This is a genomic window from Paraburkholderia sp. GAS33 (genome assembly GCF_050436645.1).
GTDB lineage: Bacteria > Pseudomonadota > Gammaproteobacteria > Burkholderiales > Burkholderiaceae > Paraburkholderia > Paraburkholderia phenazinium_B.
Map to the genome: position 1 here is coordinate 18,981 of NZ_JBNDMP010000019.1, position 24,133 is coordinate 43,113.

General features: G+C 62.3%; 24 protein-coding genes. 12 read left to right on the forward strand and 12 right to left on the reverse strand.

Annotated features, from left to right (window positions below; translation table 11 throughout):
- Positions 1-259: 259 nt before the first annotated feature.
- Positions 260-1,525 carry an MFS transporter gene (locus P3T24_RS35655; RefSeq protein ID WP_429441489.1) on the reverse strand — a complete coding sequence of 422 codons (1,266 nt, stop codon included), beginning with the start codon at positions 1,523-1,525 and terminating at the stop codon, positions 260-262.
- 401 nt (positions 1,526-1,926) lie between these two features.
- Here P3T24_RS35655 and P3T24_RS35660 point away from each other — a divergent pair, with 401 nt between their 5' ends.
- A complete protein-coding gene (locus tag P3T24_RS35660; RefSeq protein ID WP_074262733.1) occupies positions 1,927-2,613 on the forward strand; it encodes an orotate phosphoribosyltransferase in 687 nt (228 codons plus the stop codon).
- A gap of 151 nt (positions 2,614-2,764) precedes the next feature.
- On the opposite strand, the gene P3T24_RS35665 is transcribed toward P3T24_RS35660, so the two are convergent.
- Positions 2,765-3,451, reverse strand: coding sequence for a response regulator (locus P3T24_RS35665; RefSeq protein WP_074262734.1), 687 nt, complete (start codon positions 3,449-3,451; stop codon positions 2,765-2,767).
- A 371-nt stretch (positions 3,452-3,822) separates the two neighbouring features.
- On the opposite strand from P3T24_RS35665, the gene P3T24_RS35670 reads away from it, so the two are divergent.
- From P3T24_RS35670 to P3T24_RS35695, 6 genes are all read left to right on the forward strand, one after another.
- Positions 3,823-4,425: a YbhB/YbcL family Raf kinase inhibitor-like protein gene (locus P3T24_RS35670; RefSeq protein WP_074262735.1), complete on the forward strand. Its 603-nt coding sequence runs from the start codon at positions 3,823-3,825 to the stop codon at positions 4,423-4,425.
- Between the two features lie 135 nt (positions 4,426-4,560).
- Complete coding sequence (locus tag P3T24_RS35675; protein ID WP_429411518.1) at positions 4,561-5,130, forward strand: flavodoxin family protein; 570 nt, start codon at positions 4,561-4,563, stop codon at positions 5,128-5,130.
- Between the two features lie 211 nt (positions 5,131-5,341).
- The gene (gene argC, locus P3T24_RS35680; protein ID WP_429441491.1) at positions 5,342-6,289 is read left to right on the forward strand and encodes an N-acetyl-gamma-glutamyl-phosphate reductase; all 948 of its coding nucleotides are present in this window, start codon (positions 5,342-5,344) and stop codon (positions 6,287-6,289) included.
- Positions 6,290-6,778: 489 nt separating this feature from the next.
- Positions 6,779-8,167, forward strand: coding sequence for a DUF2957 domain-containing protein (locus P3T24_RS35685; protein WP_429441492.1), 1,389 nt, complete (start codon positions 6,779-6,781; stop codon positions 8,165-8,167).
- 75 nt (positions 8,168-8,242) lie between these two features.
- Positions 8,243-9,460, forward strand: coding sequence for a DUF2957 domain-containing protein (locus P3T24_RS35690; RefSeq protein WP_074262739.1), 1,218 nt, complete (start codon positions 8,243-8,245; stop codon positions 9,458-9,460).
- A 146-nt stretch (positions 9,461-9,606) separates the two neighbouring features.
- Positions 9,607-10,431 carry an OmpW/AlkL family protein gene (locus tag P3T24_RS35695; RefSeq protein ID WP_429411524.1) on the forward strand — a complete coding sequence of 275 codons (825 nt, stop codon included), beginning with the start codon at positions 9,607-9,609 and terminating at the stop codon, positions 10,429-10,431.
- A 245-nt stretch (positions 10,432-10,676) separates the two neighbouring features.
- Here the strand turns inward: P3T24_RS35695 and P3T24_RS35700 are convergent, their stop codons facing one another.
- Positions 10,677-11,312: a LysE family translocator gene (locus P3T24_RS35700; RefSeq protein ID WP_429287805.1), complete on the reverse strand. Its 636-nt coding sequence runs from the start codon at positions 11,310-11,312 to the stop codon at positions 10,677-10,679.
- A 111-nt stretch (positions 11,313-11,423) separates the two neighbouring features.
- Entirely contained in the window at positions 11,424-12,293 is an 870-nt protein-coding gene (locus P3T24_RS35705) for an NAD(P)-dependent oxidoreductase (protein ID WP_429287804.1), read from the reverse strand.
- Positions 12,294-12,387: 94 nt separating this feature from the next.
- On the opposite strand from P3T24_RS35705, the gene P3T24_RS35710 reads away from it, so the two are divergent.
- Positions 12,388-13,134: a Mut7-C RNAse domain-containing protein gene (locus P3T24_RS35710; RefSeq protein ID WP_429287803.1), complete on the forward strand. Its 747-nt coding sequence runs from the start codon at positions 12,388-12,390 to the stop codon at positions 13,132-13,134.
- A gap of 101 nt (positions 13,135-13,235) precedes the next feature.
- On the forward strand, positions 13,236-13,523 hold the full coding sequence (locus P3T24_RS35715) for a hypothetical protein (protein WP_429411532.1): 288 nt from the start codon (positions 13,236-13,238) through the stop codon (positions 13,521-13,523).
- 106 nt (positions 13,524-13,629) lie between these two features.
- On the opposite strand, the gene P3T24_RS35720 is transcribed toward P3T24_RS35715, so the two are convergent.
- The 4 genes from P3T24_RS35720 to P3T24_RS35735 all read right to left on the reverse strand — a co-directional run bounded on the left by P3T24_RS35720 (position 13,630) and on the right by P3T24_RS35735 (position 17,078).
- On the reverse strand, positions 13,630-14,382 hold the full coding sequence (locus tag P3T24_RS35720) for an IclR family transcriptional regulator domain-containing protein (RefSeq protein WP_429411535.1): 753 nt from the start codon (positions 14,380-14,382) through the stop codon (positions 13,630-13,632).
- A 110-nt stretch (positions 14,383-14,492) separates the two neighbouring features.
- Positions 14,493-14,768, reverse strand: a complete 276-nt coding sequence (locus tag P3T24_RS35725) for a hypothetical protein (RefSeq protein ID WP_074262746.1) — start codon at positions 14,766-14,768, stop codon at positions 14,493-14,495.
- Positions 14,769-15,368: 600 nt separating this feature from the next.
- Positions 15,369-16,160 (reverse strand): DUF2242 domain-containing protein, encoded by a 792-nt coding sequence (locus P3T24_RS35730; protein WP_429441494.1) that lies wholly within the window; start codon positions 16,158-16,160, stop codon positions 15,369-15,371.
- Between the two features lie 264 nt (positions 16,161-16,424).
- A complete protein-coding gene (locus tag P3T24_RS35735) occupies positions 16,425-17,078 on the reverse strand; it encodes a lytic transglycosylase domain-containing protein (RefSeq protein WP_429441495.1) in 654 nt (217 codons plus the stop codon).
- A gap of 199 nt (positions 17,079-17,277) precedes the next feature.
- On the opposite strand from P3T24_RS35735, the gene P3T24_RS35740 reads away from it, so the two are divergent.
- Positions 17,278-17,622, forward strand: a complete 345-nt coding sequence (locus P3T24_RS35740; protein ID WP_123385898.1) for a hypothetical protein — start codon at positions 17,278-17,280, stop codon at positions 17,620-17,622.
- A gap of 75 nt (positions 17,623-17,697) precedes the next feature.
- Here P3T24_RS35740 and P3T24_RS35745 read toward each other — a convergent pair whose 3' ends face one another.
- Positions 17,698-18,714 carry a sensor domain-containing diguanylate cyclase gene (locus P3T24_RS35745; protein WP_254368718.1) on the reverse strand — a complete coding sequence of 339 codons (1,017 nt, stop codon included), beginning with the start codon at positions 18,712-18,714 and terminating at the stop codon, positions 17,698-17,700.
- 313 nt (positions 18,715-19,027) lie between these two features.
- On the opposite strand from P3T24_RS35745, the gene P3T24_RS35750 reads away from it, so the two are divergent.
- A complete protein-coding gene (locus P3T24_RS35750; protein WP_429441497.1) occupies positions 19,028-20,101 on the forward strand; it encodes a DnaJ C-terminal domain-containing protein in 1,074 nt (357 codons plus the stop codon).
- Between the two features lie 26 nt (positions 20,102-20,127).
- On the opposite strand, the gene P3T24_RS35755 is transcribed toward P3T24_RS35750, so the two are convergent.
- Positions 20,128-20,364: a hypothetical protein gene (locus P3T24_RS35755; RefSeq protein WP_429411546.1), complete on the reverse strand. Its 237-nt coding sequence runs from the start codon at positions 20,362-20,364 to the stop codon at positions 20,128-20,130.
- A gap of 412 nt (positions 20,365-20,776) precedes the next feature.
- On the opposite strand from P3T24_RS35755, the gene P3T24_RS35760 reads away from it, so the two are divergent.
- Positions 20,777-21,052, forward strand: coding sequence for a GlsB/YeaQ/YmgE family stress response membrane protein (locus tag P3T24_RS35760; protein ID WP_074262751.1), 276 nt, complete (start codon positions 20,777-20,779; stop codon positions 21,050-21,052).
- Between the two features lie 103 nt (positions 21,053-21,155).
- Here the strand turns inward: P3T24_RS35760 and P3T24_RS35765 are convergent, their stop codons facing one another.
- Together P3T24_RS35765 and P3T24_RS35770 are read right to left on the reverse strand one after the other, a co-directional pair.
- Positions 21,156-21,851 (reverse strand): PepSY-associated TM helix domain-containing protein, encoded by a 696-nt coding sequence (locus P3T24_RS35765; RefSeq protein ID WP_429441498.1) that lies wholly within the window; start codon positions 21,849-21,851, stop codon positions 21,156-21,158.
- 14 nt (positions 21,852-21,865) lie between these two features.
- Complete coding sequence (locus P3T24_RS35770) at positions 21,866-24,064, reverse strand: TonB-dependent receptor (protein ID WP_429441499.1); 2,199 nt, start codon at positions 24,062-24,064, stop codon at positions 21,866-21,868.
- Positions 24,065-24,133 lie beyond the last annotated feature (69 nt).

Here is a 24,133-nt window from a genome sequence, read left to right on the forward strand (position 1 = left end):
TCGCTCGCATGGATCGAATGGGTAATCGACTGCAGCGGTTCTGGCTTGCGCCGGTTAGGCGCAACGTCGAACCTGAGCGGTTAGCAAGACGGTGCAGAGCTTTTGCGGGGGAGTTAGTGTACACCCCGCATGAGTCGTGACGAGTAGCGTTTACCGCCGGTAACCACGGGCGAAACAAGGACCTGGAATGTTGCGGCGCATCATTGATATGGAGACGTCCCGCCGCCTCGGCAGGACCTTGCGAAGAGCGTGCCGCGAGTCAGTCGAGCGCGGCGCCGCGACGTTCGGGAATCAGGAACAGCGTCGCGAGAATATCGAGCAGATAGATTGAAGCGAGCAACCCTAGAGCCGCGCCGAACGAGTAGCGCGCAGCCAGCGCGCCGACCACGACCGGCCCAAATCCGCCGACGGCTCGCCCGATATTGAACAGCACGTTTTGCGCAGTGGCTCGCGCCTCGGTGGGATACAACTCGGAAATCAGCGCACCGTAGCCGCCGATCATGCCGTTGACGAACACCCCCATCACCGCACCGCCGATCAGCAGCGCGAACGGCGTGCTGAGGTGCGCATAGACGAACACCATCACGACTGCGCCGGCCTGGTAAAACAGGAAGGTCGGCTTGCGTCCGAAGCGGTCAGCCGCGATGCCGAAGAGCCAGATGCCGAGCGCCATGCCGAGCACCGTCGCGGAAGTCCACAAACCGGATTTGGTCAGCGAATAGCCGAAGGTCTTCGACAGGTAGCTTGGCAACCAGATCATCAGACCGTAGTAGCCGAAGTTCTGCACGGAGCAAAGGATCACAACGCCGACGCTCGCGCACGTGGTGCGAGCGTCGGCGATCAGGAGCCGCAATGGCAGCTTGCGCGACGTGGTCCGTTGCCCCGCGCGCGCCACTTGCCGCGCGTGCTCGGCACGTTCGACGAACAACGCCGGTTCCTCGACGCGCCGCCGCACCACGAACGACACCACGGCCGGCGCCAGTCCCAGCGCAAACATGCCGCGCCAGCCGATGACCGGCAACAGCAACGGCGTGAGCAGCGCCGCGGCCAGCACGCCGAGTTGCCAGCCCAACCCCACATACGACGACACTCGCGCTCGCTGCGCCGCGGGCCACGCCTCGGCGACCAGCGTCATGCCAATGCCGAACTCGCCGCCGAGTCCGAGCCCGGCGATGGTCCGGTAAGCCAGCAGATCCGCGTAGCCTTGCGCCAGCGCGCACAGGCCGGTGAAGACGGCGAAGATCAGGATGGTCCACGTGAGCATCCGCACGCGGCCGAAATAGTCGCTCAACACGCCGAAGAGAACGCCGCCCGCCACGGCACCGATCAGCGTCCACGTGACAAGCGAGCCGGCTTGAGTGGACGAGAGGTGAAGGTCGAGGGCGATCACCGGCAACATGAAGCCGAGGATCAACAGATCGAAGCCGTCCATCGCGTAGCCGAGCACTGCTGCGAGCAGCGCCCGGCCGGCATAGCCACGTTGCGCGGCCGCGCGGGTGGGGGTGGAAGAAGAGGCGACTGTCATCGAAAGCATCCCGTAGGGCACGGCCACGCAGAGGAGATCGGCGCCGCCCGTCCGTGAAAATTCGCGTGAGTGTAATCGGCGCTTGCCCGGGCCACAAGCAAGCCAAAAAGACCGCCGCGCGACACGCGGCGACACGACCATCGGAGCACCCTTCCCCACCCAAAAGCGTCGTCTCGCCGCTTCCGATTGCCGCTGCTATCGCCGTCTTTACGGGTTTTCACGCACGACCGGCTCCTCGGACGTGTCCGAATCGGGTAAAATGACGGGCTACGCGCGTAGCAAAACCGGCCTGCACTCCACTGACCGGCTACGTATTCCGCCCATCAGGCGCGGAACACTCCGCTTGCTGCGCCACCGGGCCAATGCGCCCGCGCCCTCTCGCTCACACCAAGGATCCGCCCATGACAGGCTTCGATCGCCAGACGATCTCCGACACGACCGCCAAGATGCTGCTGGAAGTGCAAGCAGTTCACTTCAACGCGGAAAAACCGTACATCTTCACGTCCGGCTGGGCGAGCCCGGTGTATATCGACTGCCGCAAGCTGATCTCGTATCCGCGCGTGCGCCGCGGCCTGATGGAAATGGCCGAAGCCACCATCCTGCGCGACGTCGGCTACGAGCAGATCGACGCGGTCGCCGGTGGCGAAACCGCCGGCATTCCGTTCGCGGCCTGGCTCTCCGACCGCCTGATGGTGCCGATGCAATACGTGCGCAAGAAGCCGAAGGGTTTCGGCCGCAACGCACAGATCGAAGGTCTGCTGACCGAAGGCCAGCGCGTGCTGCTGGTGGAAGACCTGACCACCGACAGCCGCAGCAAGATCAACTTCATCAACGCGCTGCGCACCGCGGGCGCGACGGTGAACCACTGCTTCGTACTGTTCCACTACAACATCTTCAAGGAAAGCGTGTCGGTGCTGAAAGACATCGATGTCGATCTGCACGCGCTTGCCACCTGGTGGGACGTCCTGCGCATCGCCAAGGAAAAAGGCTACTTCGACACGAAGACGCTCGACGAAGTGGAAAAATTCCTGCACGCACCGGCTGAGTGGTCGGCCGCGCACGGCGGTGCGACAGCGTCGCCGCAGTAAGCACCGGGTTTCAAGTACGTAGGCCGGGAAGGGACCGCCGCAACGCGGTCTGGTTCTAACCCACGCCGCTGGTGGATGCAAAAAAAGCTGCCTGTCTTTCCGACAGGCAGCTTTTTTTATGCCGCTGGCAGGGACACGTCAGGCAACGCGATCACTGATCGCTCAGTTCCCCCGCGGTCCCCGACGACAGATTTGCCAGACCGTTGCTCTGCGCGTACTGAAACAGTTCGGAATCGCGTTCGAGACCGAGTTTGCGCATCGCGGTGTTCTTCTGCGTACTGATGGTCTTGATGCTGCGGTTCAACTGCTCCGAGATTTCCTTGATCGTCATCCCGGACACGAACAGCCGCACCACTTCCAGTTCGCGCTTCGACAGCATCACCTCGTCGGTCTTGCCGCCGGCGTTCATGCGCAATGTCTCGAGCGAGGCCTTGACCGACGGACTCATGTATTCGAGATGGCGGCTGACGTGCTGGACCGCGAGCCCGATATGGCTCAGATCGTCCGCCTTGTTGACAACCGAGGTCACGCCGAGTTCGCTGAGGCGCTTGAGCAGCGCGGCGTTCTCGAGCATCGTCAGGACGACGATAGGCAGATTGGGAAAATTGCGGCGCAAGTAACCGATCAGCGGAAGACCGTCACCGTACTGCCCACCGGGCATGGCGAGATCGGTCACCAGCACGTCGCAGGGAACGGTCTGCAGAATCTTCATGAGTTCCGTTGACTGGCGCGCGCGTGCAACAACTTCGATGCCGGGGAATTTAAGCAGCGCTTGCTCTGCACCGAACAAAATCACTGGGTGATCATCGGCTACAACGACTCTGACTGGTTCTGGCATGGCTCTCCTTCGCTTGATAGCACGCTCTCCGAAACTTCAGCCATGCATCATTCTAAATTCCAGGTTCTAAATTCGTGACTTCCCTTGCGTTGCCGGCCCACGGGCGCAATTCCGCTGACTATAGCTGATTTCACCTGTCCGCGGCCTGTCAGAACGGGCGCTACAAGGCCCCCGCTCAACCAAATGTTAATCTTGATTCGACCGCGGAACACAAAATAGGGACAATAATGATCCTGAGGATGGACGCTCACACCCCTGGCTGCATGGGACCGGCGTAACTGCGCTGCATGGGACCGGAGTACCGCGCTAAAAGCGCGAACTCTGGTTGACAGCTAAAGCGCAGGCGCCGGTCGACAAAGGAGAATAGGCACATGCATTCGCGTTGCCTGGTCGTTTCGCTTGCTTCGCCCCGCTCCAGATCGTCGTCTTTTGCCATTGCGACGCTCAGTCTCGCGCTTGCCGTCGCGCATGGGCCGCGTGCGCTCGCGGACGGGCCCTTTACGTTGACCAGTACCAATTTCCGCGATGGCGGCACGGTCGACACCGCCCAGGTTTTCGATCAGGACGACTGCAAGGGTGCGAACCGCTCGCCGCAGTTATCGTGGCACGATGCGCCTGCAGGCACGCGCAGCTTTGCCGTCACTATCTTCGATCCCGACGCACCCGGTCCCGGCTGGTGGCACTGGGCCGTCGCGGAGATCCCTGCGAATATCGACCGCTTGCCTGAGAATGCGAGCGCGTCAGGCTACATAAAGAAGCTTGGCGCCGTCGAGGCGCGCAACGACTTCGAGATCGACGGCTATGGCGGACCGTGTCCGCCGGCCGGCAAGCCGCATCGCTATGTGATCACCGTGTATGCGCTCAACACGACCGATCTGCGGCTCGCCCAGGGCCGCCCGGCGTTCATGTTCGACCACGAGATCGGCACTGCAACGATCGGTAGTGCAAAAATGGTGGTGAACTACGGGCGCTAAAACACGCGCCCGCAAAGGCCGCGGCGTTGCGGTTACCCAGGTCCGGCGGATGGCGCAGTATCGCCGCGGCCAACCCGCCGCCGCGCGCTCGCACCGCTCGTCCTCGTCCTCCCTTCAACTTTCCTGGAGCATCTCATGCCGAAGATCGTCATCGTTTATCACAGCGGATATGGCCATACGAAGAAAGCCGCCGAAGCTGTGCTCGCCGGCACGCTCGCGGCCGGCGCCGACGCCAGACTGCTCGCAGTCGGCGATGTCGACGATGCCGGCTGGGCCGAACTCGACGCCGCCGACGCCATCATTTTCGGCGCGCCGACCTACATGGGCGGCCCATCGGCCGACTTCAAGAAATTCGCCGACGCCAGCTCGAAGGTGTGGTTCGGCCAGAAGTGGAAAGACAAGATCGCCGCTGGCTTCACCAACTCTGCGACGATGAACGGCGACAAGTTCTCAACCATCCAGTACTTCGTCACGCTAGCGATGCAGCACAGCATGATCTGGGCGGGCACCGGCATGATGCCGGCCAACACCAAGGCGGCGACGCGCGACGACCTGAACTACGTCGGCGGCTCTACGGGTCTGCTCACGCAATCGCCGGCGGACGCCACGCCGGAGGAAGCCCCGCCGCCAGGCGACCTCGAAACGGCCAAGGCATTCGGCGCACGGGTCGCAGCCGTGACGGCGCGCTGGAGTGCCGCGAAGTAGACGTCTCCCGGTCCGCGGCGGGCGCGAATCCGCCGTCAACGGATTGCATCTGCCGCATAAAACCGTCATCTCAATGTCATTTCAACGGCGCAACGTCGTTTTTCGACGATGTTCGCGCACGCGTGCCGTCGTCAGGTCTTAAAATAGCGTTCCGGCGCAACTCAGCGCCACCGTTTTCCCCGCCGTTTTCCCGTAAGCCAGTGAGAGTGAGATGAGCACGAAAGTATTTGTCGACGGACAGGAAGGCACGACCGGCCTGAAGATTTTCGAATACCTGTCGCAACGCGCCGACGTAGAGATCCTGCGTATCGAAGAAGCGAAGCGCAAGGACATCGAGGAGCGCCGTCGTCTCATCAACGCATCGGATGTCACGTTCCTGTGCCTGCCCGATGTGGCCTCGCGCGAATCGGCTTCGCTCGTCGCGAACGACCACACCGTCCTGATCGACGCGAGCACCGCATTTCGCACCAGCGCGGACTGGGCTTACGGCCTGCCGGAGCTGGCACGCTCGCAACGCGAACGGCTGCGTACGGCCAAACGCATTGCCGTGCCGGGCTGCCACGCATCGGCGTTCGTGCTGGCCATGCGCCCGCTCGTCGAAGCGGGCGTGGTCGCGCCGGAGTTCGCTGCGCACAGCTATTCGATCACCGGCTACAGCGGCGGCGGCAAAAAGATGATTGCCGACTACGAAGCCGGCGGCAACGACCGGCTGAAGAGCCCGCGCCCTTACGCGCTCGGTCTGACGCACAAGCATCTGCCGGAGATGGCAGCGCATACGGGTCTGAAGTCGGCACCGATATTCACGCCGATCGTCGGCGAGTTCTACAAGGGTCTGGCGGTCACTACCTTCTTCTCGCCCGGCCAGTTGGCGAAGAAAGCCACGCCGCAAGATGTGGTCGCGCTCTTCAGCGAATACTACGCAGGCGAAGCATTCGTGCGCGTCGCTCCGTTCGACGCCGAAGCCAACCTCGACGGCGGCTTCTTCGACGTGCAGGCCAACAACGACACCAATCGCGTCGACCTGTTCGTGTTTGGCAATGAAGAACGCTTCGTCACCGTCGCACGTCTGGACAATCTGGGCAAGGGCGCATCGGGCGCAGCCATCCAGTGCATGAACCTCGCGATCGGCACCGCCGAAGACAGCGGATTGAAACACTAAGCGCTTCTTTCCCGACGGCGCGTCGACGCCATTCAAGCCAAAAGGCCGGTTTTATAAACCGGCCTTTTGCGTTTTAAATCCCTGCTTGAATATTTCAAATCGCTTGCGAGTAATCGGTACTACTCCCAATTACTTTCGAACAAAATCCGGCCGTTATACATGGATCGGTAAATCGTGCAGAACAGCGAATTAATCCGCATAGATTGCCGCCTAGGGAAACACCCGATTTTTCCACGAACGGTCGTTCGCAGATGATAGAGCCTTTTTGCCCAAAGCCCTGACAGGCAAGCGTGTGCTGCAAAGCAACGCTTCAGCTGCTGCATCCGAAAATTCGTTTTTTGTTTAAAAGGCTCGCAAACCTCACGGTGGCAAGAGTCGCGCGTTTTAGAGGCTGTTTGAATCGACCTTTTTAGACGGTTCAGTCAATTGACAGCCCTTAAACGCGCAGCGAAATTACTTCGCACAATTACACGAAAGGGAGACAGCAGCATGTCGTACGCCATAATTAGAGGCCTTGTACTGGCTATTTTGACCGCCTGCCTGGTGGTCGGGTGTGGTGGCGGCAACGCCAGCAATCCCGCAGCGATCAACACGCCGCAATGTTCCGGATCGAGCTGTCCGACGCAAGGGCCGCCGCCGCAGGGCACGGTTGCTTCGCTCTGTCCTGCGACCGCCGATATCGGTAATACGACCTATCTGGGCGGCGCCGGCAGCGGCGAAGTGGTGAGCCTGAATATCAACGCGACGGCGATGACTTACACGCTGTCGTGGCTCGAATCCCCCATTCCGCTTGCGACGGGCAACGTGACCCCGACCCGCGTGGGTGTGAAGATCACGGGCTCGGTGGCGCATCCGCCTACCGGCGCCTTGCCGACTGCCGAGCAGATACGCTGCGCGTTCATCCTCGAGCCGGGCACGGGCTCTGGACCCAACGGTACCTACAACACCACCGCTGACTTCAACACCGCCAATCCGCCGACGATCTTCATCGGCCAGGGTGTGGCAGGCGGCGGTATTCCGGGCGCCACGATCCAGTTCGCCGGCATATTGGGTCTCGGCGCGGTGGATAACCGTCATTTCGACTTTTATCCGTTCCTCGGCTTCGCCAGCACGACCACGGATATTACGAAGCTGCCGGGCACCTACAACGGCCTCCTCTATCACCTGACGCCTTCTGGTAATTCGGGTAACTATGCAACCGTCGGCACGAACACCATCGAAACCTTCGATGCGACCGGCACCTGCACGTCCACCCAGAGCACCACTGGCTTCTCGCCCAATACGGGTGGCTGCCTGACGACGGGTAACCCCTACACGGTCGACGCCAACGGCTATCTCGATAGCACCGCGGCTCCGCAGATCATTGCGCAGACGATACCGACCGGCAAATCGGGCGTCGCGCACATGATCCTCGGCCAGTTGAACGGGGCCACCATCCCGCTCGTGGTGCGCACCGGCAACGTCAATACCAACCTTCTGTCGCTGGCGGTCGACGACGAGTCCGGCATCGCCATGCTCGCTCCGGCCACGGCACTCGCCTCGGGCGGCTTCGACGGCGGTTATGTCGGCGCGGATTCGAACTTCAACTACACCGCGACGCTCATCAACGGCGCCACGGGCACCTTCGTCAATCCGGCAACCTCGAGCGCCGAAGATGGATTCGCCCTGACCTACGGTGTCGCGGCAAGTCCGGGACTGGTCAATGTCACCGCCACGACGACCAGCGGCGGCGGCGCTACCGGCTACGCGATCGCTGCGGGCGGCCTGTACGCCATCCTCATCCAGGGTGAGGAAAACAACGGCGTGGCATCGACTTCGGCCATTTCGGGTACTGCGGAAACGCCGTACTTCGGCGTCGGCGCCAACGTCAACAAGTAACGAGACGATCAGATCGAGGGGATGGCCGGACAGGGAGCCGGCCATCGAAAACGAGAACATTCAGGAGGGGGCAGTATGAAATGGAAAATCCTTGCGGCACTGGCATTGACAGCGCCGTTGGTAACGGCGTGCGGCGGTGGCGGCGGCAGTTCGCCGGCGCCGGTGGTCACAGCGCTGTGTCCGACCACGCTTGACTACAACACGGTCTACACCGGAGGCGGCGGCGACGGCGAACTGGTCAAGCTGCAGCTCGATACGACCAAGATGACCTGGCAGATCAGCTACATCGAGTCGCCAATTCCGCAAACCACGGGCACCGTCACCCCGACGCGGGCAGGCACGACCGCCAGCGGCACGTTGACTCCGGTCACGCAATTGCCGACCGCCAAGCTCAACCAGTGCGCCTATCAGCTGAACGGCGCGAGCCTCGACCCGACCCGCCCGGCCCGCATCTTCGTCGGCGAAGGCGTGGCAGGCGGCACGATCCCCGGCGCGCAGATCCAGTTTGCCGGTGTGCTCGGCGTAGGCGCCGTGCCCGATACGACGTTCCCGTACTACCCGTTCATCGGCTTTTCGTCGATTGAAACGAACATCGCGAGCCTCGCCGGCACGTATAACCAGCTGGGCTACCACCAGGTTCCCTCGCAGGACTTCCTGCCGGTCTCGGTGGACGCAAAGATCACGATCAACGCCGACGGCACCTGGACCGAGTGCGACAACTCCGGCGTCAATGCCGGCAAGTGCGAGCAACCCGGGACCAACCTCGTGCAGTCGGCCGACGGTAGCGGAGCGTTCGAAACCGACAACTTCCAGGGCCAGGCGAAAGCCACGCTCGCCACCACGCCGCAGGCCAAGGGCTTCATGATCGTCGGCCAGCTGCGCGGCCAGCTCGTGCCGATCCTCGTGCGCACCGGCGTCGCCAATCCGGCGGCCTTGCTGGCGGACGACGAATCCGGCATTTCGATTCTCGCGCCGCAAACCGCGGTCGCGGTGAACTCGCAAAACGGTGAGTACATCGGCGTGGACAGCCAGTTCGACTACCGCACCACGGCGCTCGAAGGCACCCAGGCCACGTTGCTCGATCCGTTCAATGCGTCGCAGGCGTCGCTCGCAACCGCGCTCAATCTCGACTTCACCGAGGCGATTCCAGGCGAGGTGACGACGACCCAGGTCGGCGCATCGACGGGCACCACGCCGACCGGAAAGATGATCTTCACGGGTGGCGTGTTCGGCTACCTCGACCTGACGACGCCAGCGTCGCCTTACTTCACGATCGGCGCATTCGTCCAGTGATGGACGCAGTGAGCACTGTCACCACGTAACGAGGCGACCGCTCCCCGGCTGCAGCCGCAGCCGGGGTCCGTCCGGAACGCGACGACCACGCGGGAAACCCACCCCGCCGCCGCGCGTAGCAGGAGCGCCCGCTCAGGAGGAACGTCATGAAAAGAATGCTCATCGCGGCGCTGACCGCGTGCCTCTCGCTTAGTGCCCACGCCCAGCAGGCAGGCGACAACGTCGCCGTGCTCGGCTGGTTCCACGTGGCGCCGAAGGACTCCAGTTCGGCGCTCACGACCAATGTCGCACCGACGCCGATCAACACGCCGCTGCGTCTGCCGAACTCGTTCACTTCGAGCGGCACCGGCCTGTCGACCAACAACGCGAACACAGCCGGTCTCGTGATCACCCACTTCTTCACGGACCATATTGCGCTGTCGTCGGTCGCGGGCGTGCCACCGGTGTTCAAGGTTTACGGTCAGGGCACGATCAAGCCGCCGGGGCCGGCCGGCGCACTTGGCAGTCAGAATCTGGGAGACCCGTCGAGTAATCCGATCATCAAGAGTGTGCGCCAATGGAGTCCGGCGGCGATCCTGCAGTACTACTTCGGCCAGCCAACCTCGAAGTTCCGGCCGTTCCTCGGTCTCGGGGTGTCGTACAACTGGTTCTCGGACATTCAGTTGAATCCGAACTTCGTCACCTCGACGCAGAACAACCTTGGCTCGGTGCTCGCCGCGGGCGCCGGCAAGCCGGGGACTACGCAGGTGTCGGCCAAGGCGTCGTCGTCATGGCAACCGGTGTTCAATGCGGGCGCAGAGTACAACATCACGGATCACTGGGGTCTGCTGGCTTCGATCACGTACATCCCGTTGAAGACGACCTCGTCGGTGATCGTCAAGGCAGCCGACGGCACCGAACTCGCGGTAAGCCGGGCCACGCTGAAGGCGGATCCGATCATCTCGTTCCTCGCCGTTTCGTATAAGTTCTAATTGGCACGGAGGAAACGCCGCTGCACGAAAACGCAGGACGAAAAAAAGCCCGCCTACTTGGGCGGGCTGAATCCATATCAGAGGAGACATGGAGGAGACAAGGCAAATCATAGCAAAGCGTTTGGTGCGACGCAACATCGGAATTAGGGTTGACCCTCGATGTTGCGTTTATGCAACATCGCACGAAATCCCGGTAGCTACGGCGACGCCCCTGCCACACCCTGCCAGTCCGTACGAAGTCCCTCCTAGCGGCGCACCAGCGCCATCATCGCGCCGAAGCCCACGAACACGCCGCCCGTCAGACGGTTGAACGCCCGCGCCACGTTGCGGCTCTTCAGCCGCGCGCCGATGTGGGTGCCAAAGCCTGCGTAGACCAGATACCAGCTCACCTCGATCACCGCGAAAGTGGCAACCAGAACGCCGAATTGCGGAAGCGTCGGGCGGCTGGCGTCGATGAACTGCGGCAGCAAAGCCGCGGCGAACAGAATCGCCTTCGGATTGCTGCCCGCCACCAGAAAGCCGTTGCGGAACAACGCAAAACGCGAACGCGCCGGTTTCGCGGCGAGTTCATCTGCGCGGTGAGCCACGCCCTCGTCGGCAGGAGCCCGCCAGGCCTTGATGCCGAGATAGACCAGGTACGCCGCGCCAATCATCCGCAGCGCGTTGAACATGGCTGGCCACGCTTCGAGGAACACGCCCAGTCCCGCTGCCGAGACCGACAGCATCAAAACGAGCGCCGACAGACAACCGGCCATCGTCGCACCCGAGCGGCGCAGCCCGTGCTGTGCGCCATGTGTCATGACGAGCAGCATGTTCGGACCGGGAATGGCGGAAACGACGAAGACGGTGGCAACGTACAGACACCAGGTATGCAGGTTCATGAATGAATGGCACGGTAAAAAATCAGCGGGACAGGCATTATGCCTGCCCCTGCGGCCGCAAGGTGCAGGGGACTTCCGTTGCGACCGCGTTACTACGCCCGCTTCGCGCGCTCAGCGCCCGGCGCGGCGGGCCGACACCTCTCCTAGCACCGCGAAGTCCTTCTCACCGTCACCGTGCGCGATGGCATCGATCAGGTTATCGCGCACCAGACTCCCCACCGGCATTGGCGTCGATACCGCATCGGCGGCGGCCAGCGCCAGACGCACGTCCTTCAGTCCAAGACGCGCCTTGAACAGCGCCGGCTCATAGCGCCGCTCCGCAATCAGCTTGCCGTAGCCCTGATAGACCGGGCCCGTGAACAGGCCCGCGGTGATCACGTCGAGAAAATCCTGCATCGCCACGCCGTGCGCTGTGACGAGGCTCGCCGCCTCGCCGAGCGTTTCGACCGCCGAGGCGAGCATGAAATTGGCAGCGAGCTTCATGACGTTCGCCTGTTGTGGCTGCGAACCGATGCGCCAGGTCTTCTGGCCAATCACGTCGAGCACCGGCTGCACACGCTCGATAGCTTCAGCCGGCCCACCCGCGACGATGGTCAGCTTGCCTGCCGCCGCCACGTCGGGGCGTCCCAGTACGGGCGCCGCGACATAGTGCAGTCCACGCGTTGCATGGGCATGAGCCAGCTCTTCAGCCAGCGCCACGGAAATCGTCGCCATGTTCACGTGAATCAGCCCGCGCGGCGCGTGTTCCAGCAACGTCGCGTCGATCACCTCGCGCAGCGCCGTATCGTCGGCGAGCATCGAAAACACGGCGTCGCCGGTAAATGCCTCGGCGGGCGAACCGACCACCGCCGCACCCTCCGCGACCAGCGGTTGCGCGCGCTCCGGCGAACGGTTCCAGACCCGCACCGTGTGACCCGCTTTCAGCATGTTGCGCACCATGGCGACGCCCATCTCGCCGAGACCGATAAAACCGATGTCCATCTCTCGCTCCACTCTTTCGAAGAGGTGAAAGTAGAGCACAGCCCCGCGAGACGTGCAGCCAGCGCGCAATGCCCCCCGGTGCCATACTGATGCGATGGTCACCGCGACATTCCGCTTCTATGAGGAGCTGAACGACTTCCTCGCCCGGCCGCTGCGCCGGCGCGCGTTCAGTTGCGCCTGCGCGGATGCCGCCACGGCCAAGCACATGATCGAAGCGCTCGGTGTGCCGCATACGGAAGTCGAATTGATCCTGGTGAACGGCGAATCGGTTGGCTTCGAGCGTCAGCTGGCGGACGGCGACCGCGTGGCGGTTTATCCGAAGTTCGAGGCGCTCGACATCCAGCCGCTGCTGCGCGTGCGCGAACACCCATTGCGTGTGACGCGCTTTATCGCCGATGCCCACCTCGGCGGCCTCGCGCAACTGCTGCGGCTAGCCGGCTTCGACACGCTCTACGACAACCACTACCCCGACGCCGACATCGAAGTGCTGGCCGCCGCCGAACAGCGCATCGTGCTGACCCGTGACCGCGAATTGCTCAAGCGGCGCACGATCACCCACGGCTGCTATGTCCGCACGCTCAAACCGAAGGCGCAATTGCGCGAGATTTTCGACCGGCTCGACCTGGCCGGCAGCGCCCGTCCGTTTCGCTTGTGCCTGACCTGCAACGTTCCGCTGCGGCGTATTCCCAAAGATGAGGTGGCAGGCCGCGCGCCCGAAGGCGTGCTCGAACGCCACAGCCAGTTCGTCACCTGCGACGTATGCCGGCGCGTGTTCTGGGAGGGCACTCATTGGCAGCGCATGCGAGCGTTAATGGACAGCATGGCGAATGAGCGCGCCTGAGCTGACCCACGACGTTCGACTCCACTGGAACCCGTGTCCGGCTGGCAGGCCAGCGCGGATGCGTACAATGCGGGATTCCCTACCCTGCTGAGGCTTTCCGAATGCCGATGAAAAAAACCGACCTTGAGAAGAACAAGGCCCTCAAACTGACCAATTCCATGAAGCTGGCGACCGCCGACCGCTTCGGCAAAGGCTCCGCCGCTACGCCCGTGCTCGATCGCCGCGAACAACGCAAGCTCGACCAGGCGCAGGGACTCGTGCCTTTTGCGTGCAAGCTCAACGCGGAACTCGTGGAGCAACTGAAGGAACGCGCAGCTACGCATCCGGAAGGCATGACGGGCCTCCTGACCGAAGTGATCCGCCGCGGTCTGCCAGCAGACGCGTCGTAACATCTCACCGGTCTGCTGCGCTGAGTTCAGTTCAGTTCGTTTCAGCAACTGAACCGCGCAGGACAAGATCCACGACATCCCTGAAAACGCCCGTTCATGCCGCTACCTAAACCAGATTGCGTAGCAGGCTGGCGGTTTCCTGGAGCGTCGGCAAGACCCGATGCAAAGCGGCATTGGCCGACTCCTGGCCGATCGGCATACTGACGCTGATCGCCGCCACCACCGAGCCGTGCCGGTCGCGCAACGGCACCGCGACTCCGCGCATACCCAGCTCGAGCTGTTGATCCGTGACGACGTAGCCGTTGCGGCGCACCTCCCCCAGCACCTCGCGAAGCTGCTCGATGGTGGAGTAGGTTTGTGGCGTGAAAACCTTGATTTCGTACGACGCGAGCCATCGTTCGATGACCTCCGGCGTCTGAAAGGCGAGCAGCACCAGACCCGCCGACGACAACGGCGCCGCCGCCCGCGACCCCAGCACGAAGCCGACCGCCATCGCCCGGTTCACGCCATTGCGGGCCACGTAGACCACATCCTGTTCGTCGAGAATCGCGACCAGCGCGGTTTCCTGCAGCGTCGCCGTGATCCGCTGCAGGAACGGCTGCACGGTGCGCGGCAAGCGCGCCGAGTCCAGATAGGATTGACCGAGGCGCAGCACGCGCGGCGCAAGCCAGAACAGTTTGCCGTCGGTATCCACGTAGCCGAGTTCGCGCAGCGTCAGCAGGTAGCGGCGCGCCGCCGTTCGCGACAGGCCCGCGCGCGCTGCGACCATCGTTGGCGTCATGCGCGCATGTTCCTCGTCAAACGCTTCGATGATCGCCAGCGCTTTGGCCGCGCCGGCGATCCAGTCCTTGTCATCCATGGTTTCCGCCTGATGTCCCCCGGGCGCCGTCCTGCAAACAGGTCAACGCGATTGCGCGATTATCGCGCGAGACATCCAGTAACGGCTGTTTGAAAATCCCAGGCTTTCACTCACCAGGATTGGGCGAATCCGAACCGCTCGGCCAGGTTCTCCTGCGCGGCCTTCCGGTTGTCGGCAGTAGGCGGAAACACGCACCAGCAACCGTCGTCGTGCCGGAAGAAAAACAGACTCCGGTCACCCTCCGCCAAGGCGGTTTCGACGCGTACATAGCGTCTGCCGCCCGCGCGCGTGCGGCTGAATTCGGTGACACGAATGGGATTCGACGGAGCCGGCGCCAGCCACTTCTCGACCAGAAAGCGCAGAGATTGTTCGCAGGCAGCTCTCATGACCGTCTCCACGAGCGTTCGTCCTGGGTGACGTCCCGCGTGTCGTCGACACTATCGCTATCTTCCGTGGACGGCTCGTCGGCTTCAGCGGCGGCCAGTTCGATGGCCCGGCTGGTCGCCGCGGCCCGCAGCGTACTGCAATGAGTAGCGTGTCTGATGTCCGAGAGTAGACGGACAAGCTGTCGTGCTGATCTGCGTTTCATCGAACACCCCCCGCACTGCACCAGTAACTTGAGAAAGCACTTTAACTTTATGCCTCGATGGCGCACCGCAGTGAGGTTTTTGACTAAATAGCAACAGTCACGATCAAACTCGTGCGCGCCGGGCGTCTGCGCCGCCCGACCTCAATGTGCGCGCATTGGCGCAGTGCGGTATGTGCGCTGGCGACCGCAACGCGCTGATGGGACTGGCGACTGGCCGGGCGGCACCTGATTCGGAACCGCACCGCAGTGACACCGGTTAAACGGCGCGCCGGCGACAATCTTGAAGGGGGAGAAATACGGAGTGGTGCCCGGGACTCTGCGGCCGTACGCGCCTGGAAAAAAGTGCGCGGGGCAAAAAACTCAGCCCCAATCAGCCGATTACCAGCACCGCGCGTTCTTATGGACTGACGCTGGGCGCACTGGCTGGATGCGTCAAATCCGGGCGGCCCAGAATGTCCGGTTCCACAGACGATACAGGAGCCACCGGCGTGCCAGATGCAACCGGCGTGTTCAATGCGCTCGCAGGCGGGGCCACCACCCGGTTGGCCGCCATCATTGGCGCCGGCACGATCGGCACGGGCGCAGCCGTGGTCACCGTCGAGGCGGCGGGAAGCGGCGTGCTTGTCACCACGCTCGACTTGACAGGGTCAGTGCGCACAACCGTCTGCAGATAGTGATCGACGAGCCCGAAGAAGCGATCGTAGAACTTGCCCGACGGAATCGTCTCGCTGGAGATTTTCACCATCTCGTCGTTGTTCGAGCGGATCGGCAACGACACCGAACCGATGATGCTCAGACCGACGCTCGCCGACGTATCGCTTTTCTTCATCGCAAAGCCGTCCTGGACCGCATTCACGTAGACGATGCTCGTGTCGCTGGCTTCTTCACCCGGCGTGCAAACGACGTGAAACTCCACCATCACGTGCGAATCGCCGGTGGGCTGGAAGTTCTTGGTGCCGTCGACGGTATCGGGATGCGTCAATGTCGTCATGTAGCCTTGGCTCAGCAGCGCGCGACGCGCGGCTTCGCAGGTGTCGGCGGTGCTAGCGTTGAAATTGCGGGCGAAGGGGCTCGCGCCCGTATCGAACTGTTCCTGCTGGAATTTCGGTTGTGACGAGCTTGAACAGGCGGCAAGCCCGAGCAGCCCAAACAGCGAGGCTACGGTAGCTTTAGAAAATGAGGTACGCATGATTCCGGAAGGCAGACTACTTAACGTCGAATGGCATGCATTGTAGAGCGGTTGCCTGACAGAGCGAAAACAATGGGCAAAGCGCGTAACACGTTGAAACAAAAAGGTTTGTAGGCTTTCCGTCAGCGCGGTGTGCGGCGCGTGCCGCTCGGGGCGATGTCAGGATGACCAGTGGTCCGACCGAGGTGGCCGCGCGGTCATCGGAATGCCTCGTGCGCCTCGGGGCGACGCAGCTTGCCCGACCGGTAAGGTCAGGTCATCGGATCAGGGCGCCGCCGAAGCCGTGCCAGCGGCCGACAGACCGATCGAAGATGAACCCGGCACCGCGCTTGCCGAAGGAATGTAGAACGTGCGAGCACCACCAACGGACGTGGCGCAGTCGGCTGCGTGGCCGTCGCATGCTGCGTCGTCCGCGGCCGAACGCGCCGCGCCGCCCTGTTCGGCGACAACCGGCGCAAACGTCTCGACCCGTGTGCTCACCATCTGCGCGTAAGCCATCGAACCGCCGTAGCTCTTCAACGCAAGACTCATATTGCCGCCGGCCGATTGCACGTAACCGTGCAGGATGGCAGAGCCCGCCTCGATATTGGCGGTCGGCTCGGTCAGGTCTTTGACGTTGCGCAGCAACCCGCGGTGGGCGGCCGGTACGACCTGCATCAGGCCCGTGGCGCCGCGCGGGCCTTTGGCTTTTTCCTTAAACCGGGATTCGATCGAGATGATCGCGAGCAGAAGCGCCGGCGGCAGCGAGTACTTGGCTGCGGCAGACTGAACGGCGGACGAGATTTGCTCGGCCTTCGCCTTGGCGAGGCCGAACTTTTGCGTCAGATATTCCGAGATACGGTCGTGGTCGCTCTCTTCGGCCATCGCGCTCTGCATGAAACAAAGCGACAGCATGATCAGACAAAGTAGTCGGCTCATGAGCGGATAACGTTCGAGAGGAGAAGGCCGTATTATACCGATGCTCGAAAAAGAGGCAGCAAATCTTCAGAACATACGGAAAAATACTAATCCGGGCCAGAACGAGCAGTGCCAGATCCGGTAGATATTGCAGCGGTATTGATTCTCGGGGCCACGGCCCTATGTGTCGGTGTTGATCAACGACGGCAATCAGATAGGCATGAACAAACCCGAATTCTCCGAACCTGATAGTGCGCGTCCCGACCTGTTGTGCTTCCTGGTCGCGATTGCTGCCGCGTCGTACGCGTTGACTAACGACTGGCGCGTGGACCATGTGGTCCAATGCTGCCGTCAGTGGCTCGACAAGAACCAGCTGAAAATGCACTGGCTCGACCGGGTGCGGATCGGCCAGCTGGCACTGAAGATCGCCAGCAAAGACCTGCTGGATGCAGGTGTCGCGGTTCGCCTGTCGAGCGTGAATGCGCTGTTCACCAGCGAGATGGAACTCAACGAGGCGAGCACCATGGTGCAAAGGATGATGGCGCTGTGTTACGAAGCGCTTTGAGCCATTTCAACCGCTCAGTGCTCGACGAGGGGTCGGCCTTTACGCAGGCTACCGAAGAACGTGCATGTCCCCGTGTTACGTCCGCCCTTCTTTTCGCATCCGCTTGGCTTCGTACATGGCCTGATCGGCCCGATCGATGAGGGTAGTCATCTCGACGCCGTCATCTGGAAGTACGGCTGCGCCGACACTGATATCGAGGTCGAGCACGCGCCCCTCGAACTCGAACGGCTCACGCACCTGTTCAACCATGCGCATGCCAAGCCGCTCGGCATCGGCCTTCGAATGGATACCGGGCAAGATGACGGCGAATTCGTCGCCGCCCACGCGCGCCACCGTGTCCGAACGCCGCGCCGTCATGTGCATGCGATCGGCGGCTGCCTTGATCGCCGCATCGCCTGCCCGGTGGCCGTAACGGTCGTTGATGGGTTTCAGGTCGTTGAGGTCGAGATTGAGAATGCCGAGCGGTTCCGAAGACCGTTGAGCGAGGTGAATCGCCTGCCGCAGCCGGTCGTAAAACAGCGCACGGTTCGGCAACCCTGTCAGCGCGTCACGCGTAGCCAGAAGATAAAGCTCGCTGGTCTCGTGCTTCGCCGCATGAAACATCGCGGCGGCAATCAGTTCGGACATCAGTTCGAGCGCGCGAATGTCGCCGTCAGTGAACGCGTCCGCCGCGGCGCCCACAACCTTCAGCACACCCACCGTCGTATCCATATGCCTGAGCGGCGTCACGATCATCGAGCGCAGGCCGACTCGCCGGCAAGCCTCCCGGTCGACGCGGGCGTCGATTTCCGAGTCGACACATCGCAGGATCTCGCCGCTCTCGACGCACAGACCGGACAGGCTGCCATTACGCTTGAGCCGCAAACCCAGCAGCGTGGCAGCGATGCCCGAGCTCGCCCGGTAGACCATTTCATCGCCCTCAGCAAGCTCGAGGACGGCGCCGTCGGCGTGCGTCAGTTGCTGAACCCGCTCGGTGACGAAACTCATGACGCCGCCAAGATCGAGTCCCAGTTTGGCGATCTCTGTCTGCGCTCTGACGATCGCGAGAAGCGTTTCGCTGCTGGGAACAGCGTCACTGAAGGCTCTCTGCAAGGTTCTCTCCGACGGGCAAGTTACCGGGACACATTCTACGGGACAAAAAATTGACGAAGTGACTGCTGCGCTGGCGACAAACAGCCAAACTTGCCCCCGGTGCGCCTCGGTGAATAGAGTGCATCGTCTTCCACGAATGCCAAAGCGGGTTGGTGTAGGGATGTATTGAAAATAACCTAGGGATTTGCTGTTTTTGACGTACCCGCTCCCCATTTCGCAGACTTTCGGTTTCGTGTATTTTGGCGGCAGCTTCGCCTTTCTTTCTGACGTTGGGGATCGTCTTGTTTCTGCAAGAAAACGAAGGAACACACGCGTGAGCCTTGACGAATACTACGGACGACTGGGCTTGCCAAATACTGCCTCGCCTGCGGAGATAAAGCGGGCGCATCGGCGCTTGCGGGCGAAGTACCACCCCGACCGCAACAAAGGCGCGGAGTCCAACGTCGAGCCGGCATTCAAGCTGGTTCAGGAGGCGTTCGAGATTCTCACGGGCGAGCGCGAAGCGCCACCGCACATGCGCACGCGCGCACATGACGCGGCTCGCAATGCAGCTCATCAACAGCAGGAACACACGGCAGGGGCAGGACACAACGAACGGACCGCGAGGTCTGCATCGGGGCGAGCGGGCGCGTATGGGCCGAATCGCGGACCGCTGCCCATGCGCGGAGCAAACCGGCTCACCCAGCTATACGTACCTGTCGAAGTGGCGTTGAACGGTGGCGAAGCCGCGACCCGCTATGAAGTCACTGAAACCTGCCATCGATGCCGGGGCAAAGGCTTCCAGTCCACGGTCGCGCTGTGTTCAGGCTGCGGCGGGTGGGGTCAGACAGGCGACGGCATGCGTTGCGGCACCTGCTCCGGTGGAGGACGTACTACGAGCAAGCATTCGTGCCCGTCGTGCGACGGCACGGGGACGCAAAGCTACTGGAACTCGGACACCGTCGCAGTCCCTCCTGGCGCATGGGATGGTCAGAGACTCGTCGTGGCGGGCGGCGGATTTCCAGGTGTGAACGGTGGCGCTGCCGGCGACGCGATCTTCTCGATAGCGGTTGTATGTGGCGCCGACTTTACGCGTGAAGGACTGAACCTGAGCGGAGAACTGCAGGTTGATTTTGTGACTGCGACGCTTGGAGGGTCCATCGAAGCAAAGGTGCTCGGGCGCGATCTGCGCATTACGGTTCTGCCGAACTCGCAGCAAGGAAGCATTATCCGTCTCCCGGCGCGCGGATTATCGGACAAGGCAGGAAATCAGGGCGATCTGCGGCTTCGCATCGCGCTTGCCATGCCCACGGCCGCGACGCATTTAACAGACGAGCAACGTCAGGCTTTTCAGGAGATGTTTGCGGATGCGGCGCGCCGTGGTACGCCGGATAGCCAGGGCAGCTGACATTTCGCGCTGCCTTGTATCCCGCTTCACGCGCTGCAACGCGGTAATGACGGGCGGCGACCGCCTTCAATGACGCTCCAGATACGTTCCTCGGTGGCACCCATGAATCGTCTGGCGATAACAGCCTGGCATTCATCGCAGCGGTAGTGCTCAAGTGCGAGCGTACCGTTGCACTCGGCCACGCCGATCAACGTCACACCATCCTGACGTTGAGTATCAACCGGACATCCATCAATGTCGGCACATCTTTCGCAGACTTCCATGGCGCCTCCGGAATCAAATGACCAATCCACTGGCTAGCGTCTGCTTACTTCGCTCAAAAGAGGCCCGCATGGCGCGGGCCAAATTGATGCCCCCGCAGAGGAGACAACACGGGCAGATTCAGTATCCGGCTCCGCGCAAAGCGGGCGCAACAGCAAAAAAATAAATAAAAAAGGGCTTGAAGCCGGTGGTCACTGCGTTTCAGTCGCGTTTCCGCGTCAGGTCACTACCCGGCCGGCCTGAAGGCAACGGCGAGGCACGCCACTTGCTCAGCAGTAACCCATTCCCGGCAAACCGGCTGGAGATCCTTAAGGAATCCGTCCGGTTCACGCTTTGTGCCCGTCTGAACGGGCGGTCTCACGACCGGAATGCTTGTTCGCCGCTAGCGCGGATTCTGCCCATCAGGAGGTAAATATGGACCCGGTCTCACATGGCATCATTTTCTGGCTAATTATCGGAGGCATTGCTGGTGCCTTGGCGGGGCGCATCGTCGACGGTGGCGGCTTCGGCATCGTCGTCGACATCATTGTCGGGATTGTCGGCGCCTTCATAGGTGGATGGCTTGGCGGAGCGCTCGGCCTGCATCTGGGCGGCGGCATTATCGGCTCGCTGATAACGGCGCTCATTGGCGCAGTTATCTTGCTCTTCATTATTCGTCTTTTCAGTCGCGGCCGAGCGAGTTCGCTCTAGTAACGGCTTTTTGAAGAGTCCGACCTGGACCGGGCGCGCCGTCTGCGCCGGTCCAGGCGACAAGCCCGCAGGGCTCATCAGCCCAGTGCGGCTCGCTCAGACGCTAAAGCGTCTGAATGCCCAGGATAATCACTGCAGCGATCGAGGACATGAAAATCACCGCTCCGATCGTGCGTCTGCGGTTCAGTTCGGTCCACAAAATCACACCGGTCAACGACAGCAGAATCATGCTACCGGCCATCGAATCGGCAAGCAGAATCCAGCCGACGCCCGCCCCCGTCGAGCGATGCAAACCTTCGAGCGTCGCAACGAGGCCTTGATCGCGCCGTTCGACGCTAACAAACGTGCCGCCCTTCCAGTAGTCCGCACTGACGAGATAGTTCGGCGCGTTGAAGCGCACCTCCCAATGCTCCGGTTGAATCACCGACTGATCGCCCCACGTGACTGGGCCGGACGGATCACGCGTGACGCGCTCCGCGGGCCGGTCGAGTTTCAGTTCGGTACGCAGCCAGCCGGCCAGTTCGCGCGGCGTCCTGAACTGCGCCGCATCCACAGGCATCTGCACGGTCGAAACGACCGGACCGCCGACCTTGATCTTCATCGTTGCGCGATGATTCTGCAGAAAACCAGTCACACCGAACAGCAGACCCAGCACCGCACCCCACAGACCGATCCAGCCGTGCACCTTGCGCAGCCATTTGAGAAAGGTGCTGCGAAACGAACGCGAACCGCTGGCGCGGGATCGAGGCCGGTCTTTGAATTCCGTATTTGCGCCGGTACGGGTCGCGAGGTCGTTCATCGGATACCTGTTGATCAAAAGTCGATGGTGGATGTGAGTTCGAGCGTGCGGCCGAGGCCGACCGCGAGCTGATTCGAACCCGCCGCGCTCCAGTAGCGCTTGTTGGTGGCGTTTTCCAGATTCGCCTGGAACGACACGCGCTTGCCGTATACACGGGTCGCGTAACGCAAGCCCGCGGTGTAAATCGTGGCGCCGCCGATCCACGCCTGATCGGCGCTGTTCACCGGGCGCGGCCCCACGTAGTACATCCCGCCGTTGACCGACAGGCCTGCGAGCACCGGCACGCGATATTCGGCGAACAGACTCGCCGTGACGTGCGGTGTGTTTTCCGGCGTCTTGCCGACCAGCGTCGAATCCGACGAGTCGAGTTGCTTCGCGTCGAGATAGACCGTCGACGCCGTCAACGAAATGTCCTTCGTCACATCGCCCTGCACCGAAAACTCGATGCCGCGAAAACGTGCGTTGCCGTCCATGACGTAGACGTTGTCGGCATTCGTATCGGCCGAGGGCTGACGCAGATTGAAGAGCGCGAGCGACACCAGCGCACGGTCCGCCAGCCGGGTACGAACGCCCACTTCCTCCTGCCGGCTCACGGCCGCTGGCAGGATCTGATTGGCGTTTGCAGCCGTGGACGGTGCGCTACCGGCCGACTCGAGCGCCTCGACGTAGCTTGCATAGACGCTCGTGTTGGGCGTGAGGCGGTAGCTGAGGCTGCCGGACGGCGACGTCCTGTTGATATCCTGGCTCGGCGTGCCCAGCTGCGAACTCATATATTCGGAGCGGCGCACGCCAGCGATGAATTGCAGACGCGAGGTCAGGTCGACCTGGTCGAACAGGTACACGCCGCTGTTGCGGATGTGCTGCGCGTAGAACTGCTTCGGCGTGCCGCTCGCGGTCAGCTTCGTGATCGACACGGGGTCGTAGAGATTCTGGCTCGCTGTGTAGAAGTAGGTCGTGAAGTCCGGCTGGAACAACCAGTTCTGCATGACGCCAGCCGTCAGCGTGTGACCGATCGGGCCCGTCTTGAACGCACCGGTCGTTTCGAGCCGCACGTTTTTGTTCTCGTACATCTGGCCGTTCTGCTCGCTGGCTTGCAAGCTGCCGGCGCCCGTCGCAACGCTGTACTTCTGGAACACCCAGGCCCAACGGTCGCGCCGTGTGATCGACTGGCCGATCGAGAAGTCCACGTTCCAGTTTTCGGACAGCGCGTAGTCGGCGCGCAGCAGCTGGGTATCGGCGCTCGATCTGGTCGGATGCGCGTTGCTGACCAGCAGCTTCGACGGATCGGGTATCGCTGGCAGTGTGATAACGCCGTTCTTTGCGGTGAGCGGCACGATACCCGCCTGTTCAACGATGCTCGATTCGACGTGCTCGAAATCGTATTGCAGCTTGAGCTTGCTGCTCAGTTTCCAGTCGAGCGCGGCACTGACAAACTTGCGGTAGCCGCGATCGCCGTCGATCGGCGTCTCGACGTGTTCGTCCATCGCGTTGACGCGAATGCCGAACTGGTTGTCCTGTCCGAAGCGCCGGGAGAGATCGACCGCGACGCCGTACGAACCGTTCGAGTCGGCGAGCGCCGTCACGCTCGTGACGGGCTCGGCGCCCGCCCGCTTCATGACCATGTTGACGACGCCGGCTGGGACGGTGAAGCCGTAGTAGAGCGCCGACGCGCCCTTCAGGACTTCGACGCGCTCCTTGTCTTCCATCGGCATCCAGACGTTGTTGTCGATCGGCAGGATGCCGTCGATGTAGTAGCTCGAGCGGTTGTCGAGCGCGATGCCGCGGATCGCGAGATTGTCGTACGCCAGACCGTTCAACTGCAGGCGAGTTACGCCGGCTACGTTGCGCAGCGCGTCGTAGAGACCGGTATCGCCTTGGGCGTCCATCACATCGCGCGTCACCACGTTGACGGTTGCGGGCACGTCGAGCGCGTCGAGGCCCTTGTAGGGGCCGGTTTCGATGCTCGAGGGAGCGAAATGATTGGACTTCTCGCTGATGACTTTTACCGGGGCGAGTTGGCTGGCGTTGTCCGCGGTGGTGCTTGCGGTGGCCTTCGCGCCACTTTTGACGCTGCTGTCTGCGTTTGCTTTCGCGGTGCTGTCGGGCGTCTCGGCGGTGTCCGCCGCCTGCGCGGAAGTGGTGATTACGCTCGCCGCGAGTAGTGTGCCGATCCAGTTTCGCCTGCGTCGAGTTGCCAAAAGGTTGTACCGCATACCGCCATGCATGAAGATTTTCCCCGTACCGAACGCTAGCGCGGCGCGATACGGACCGGTTTGGACCGT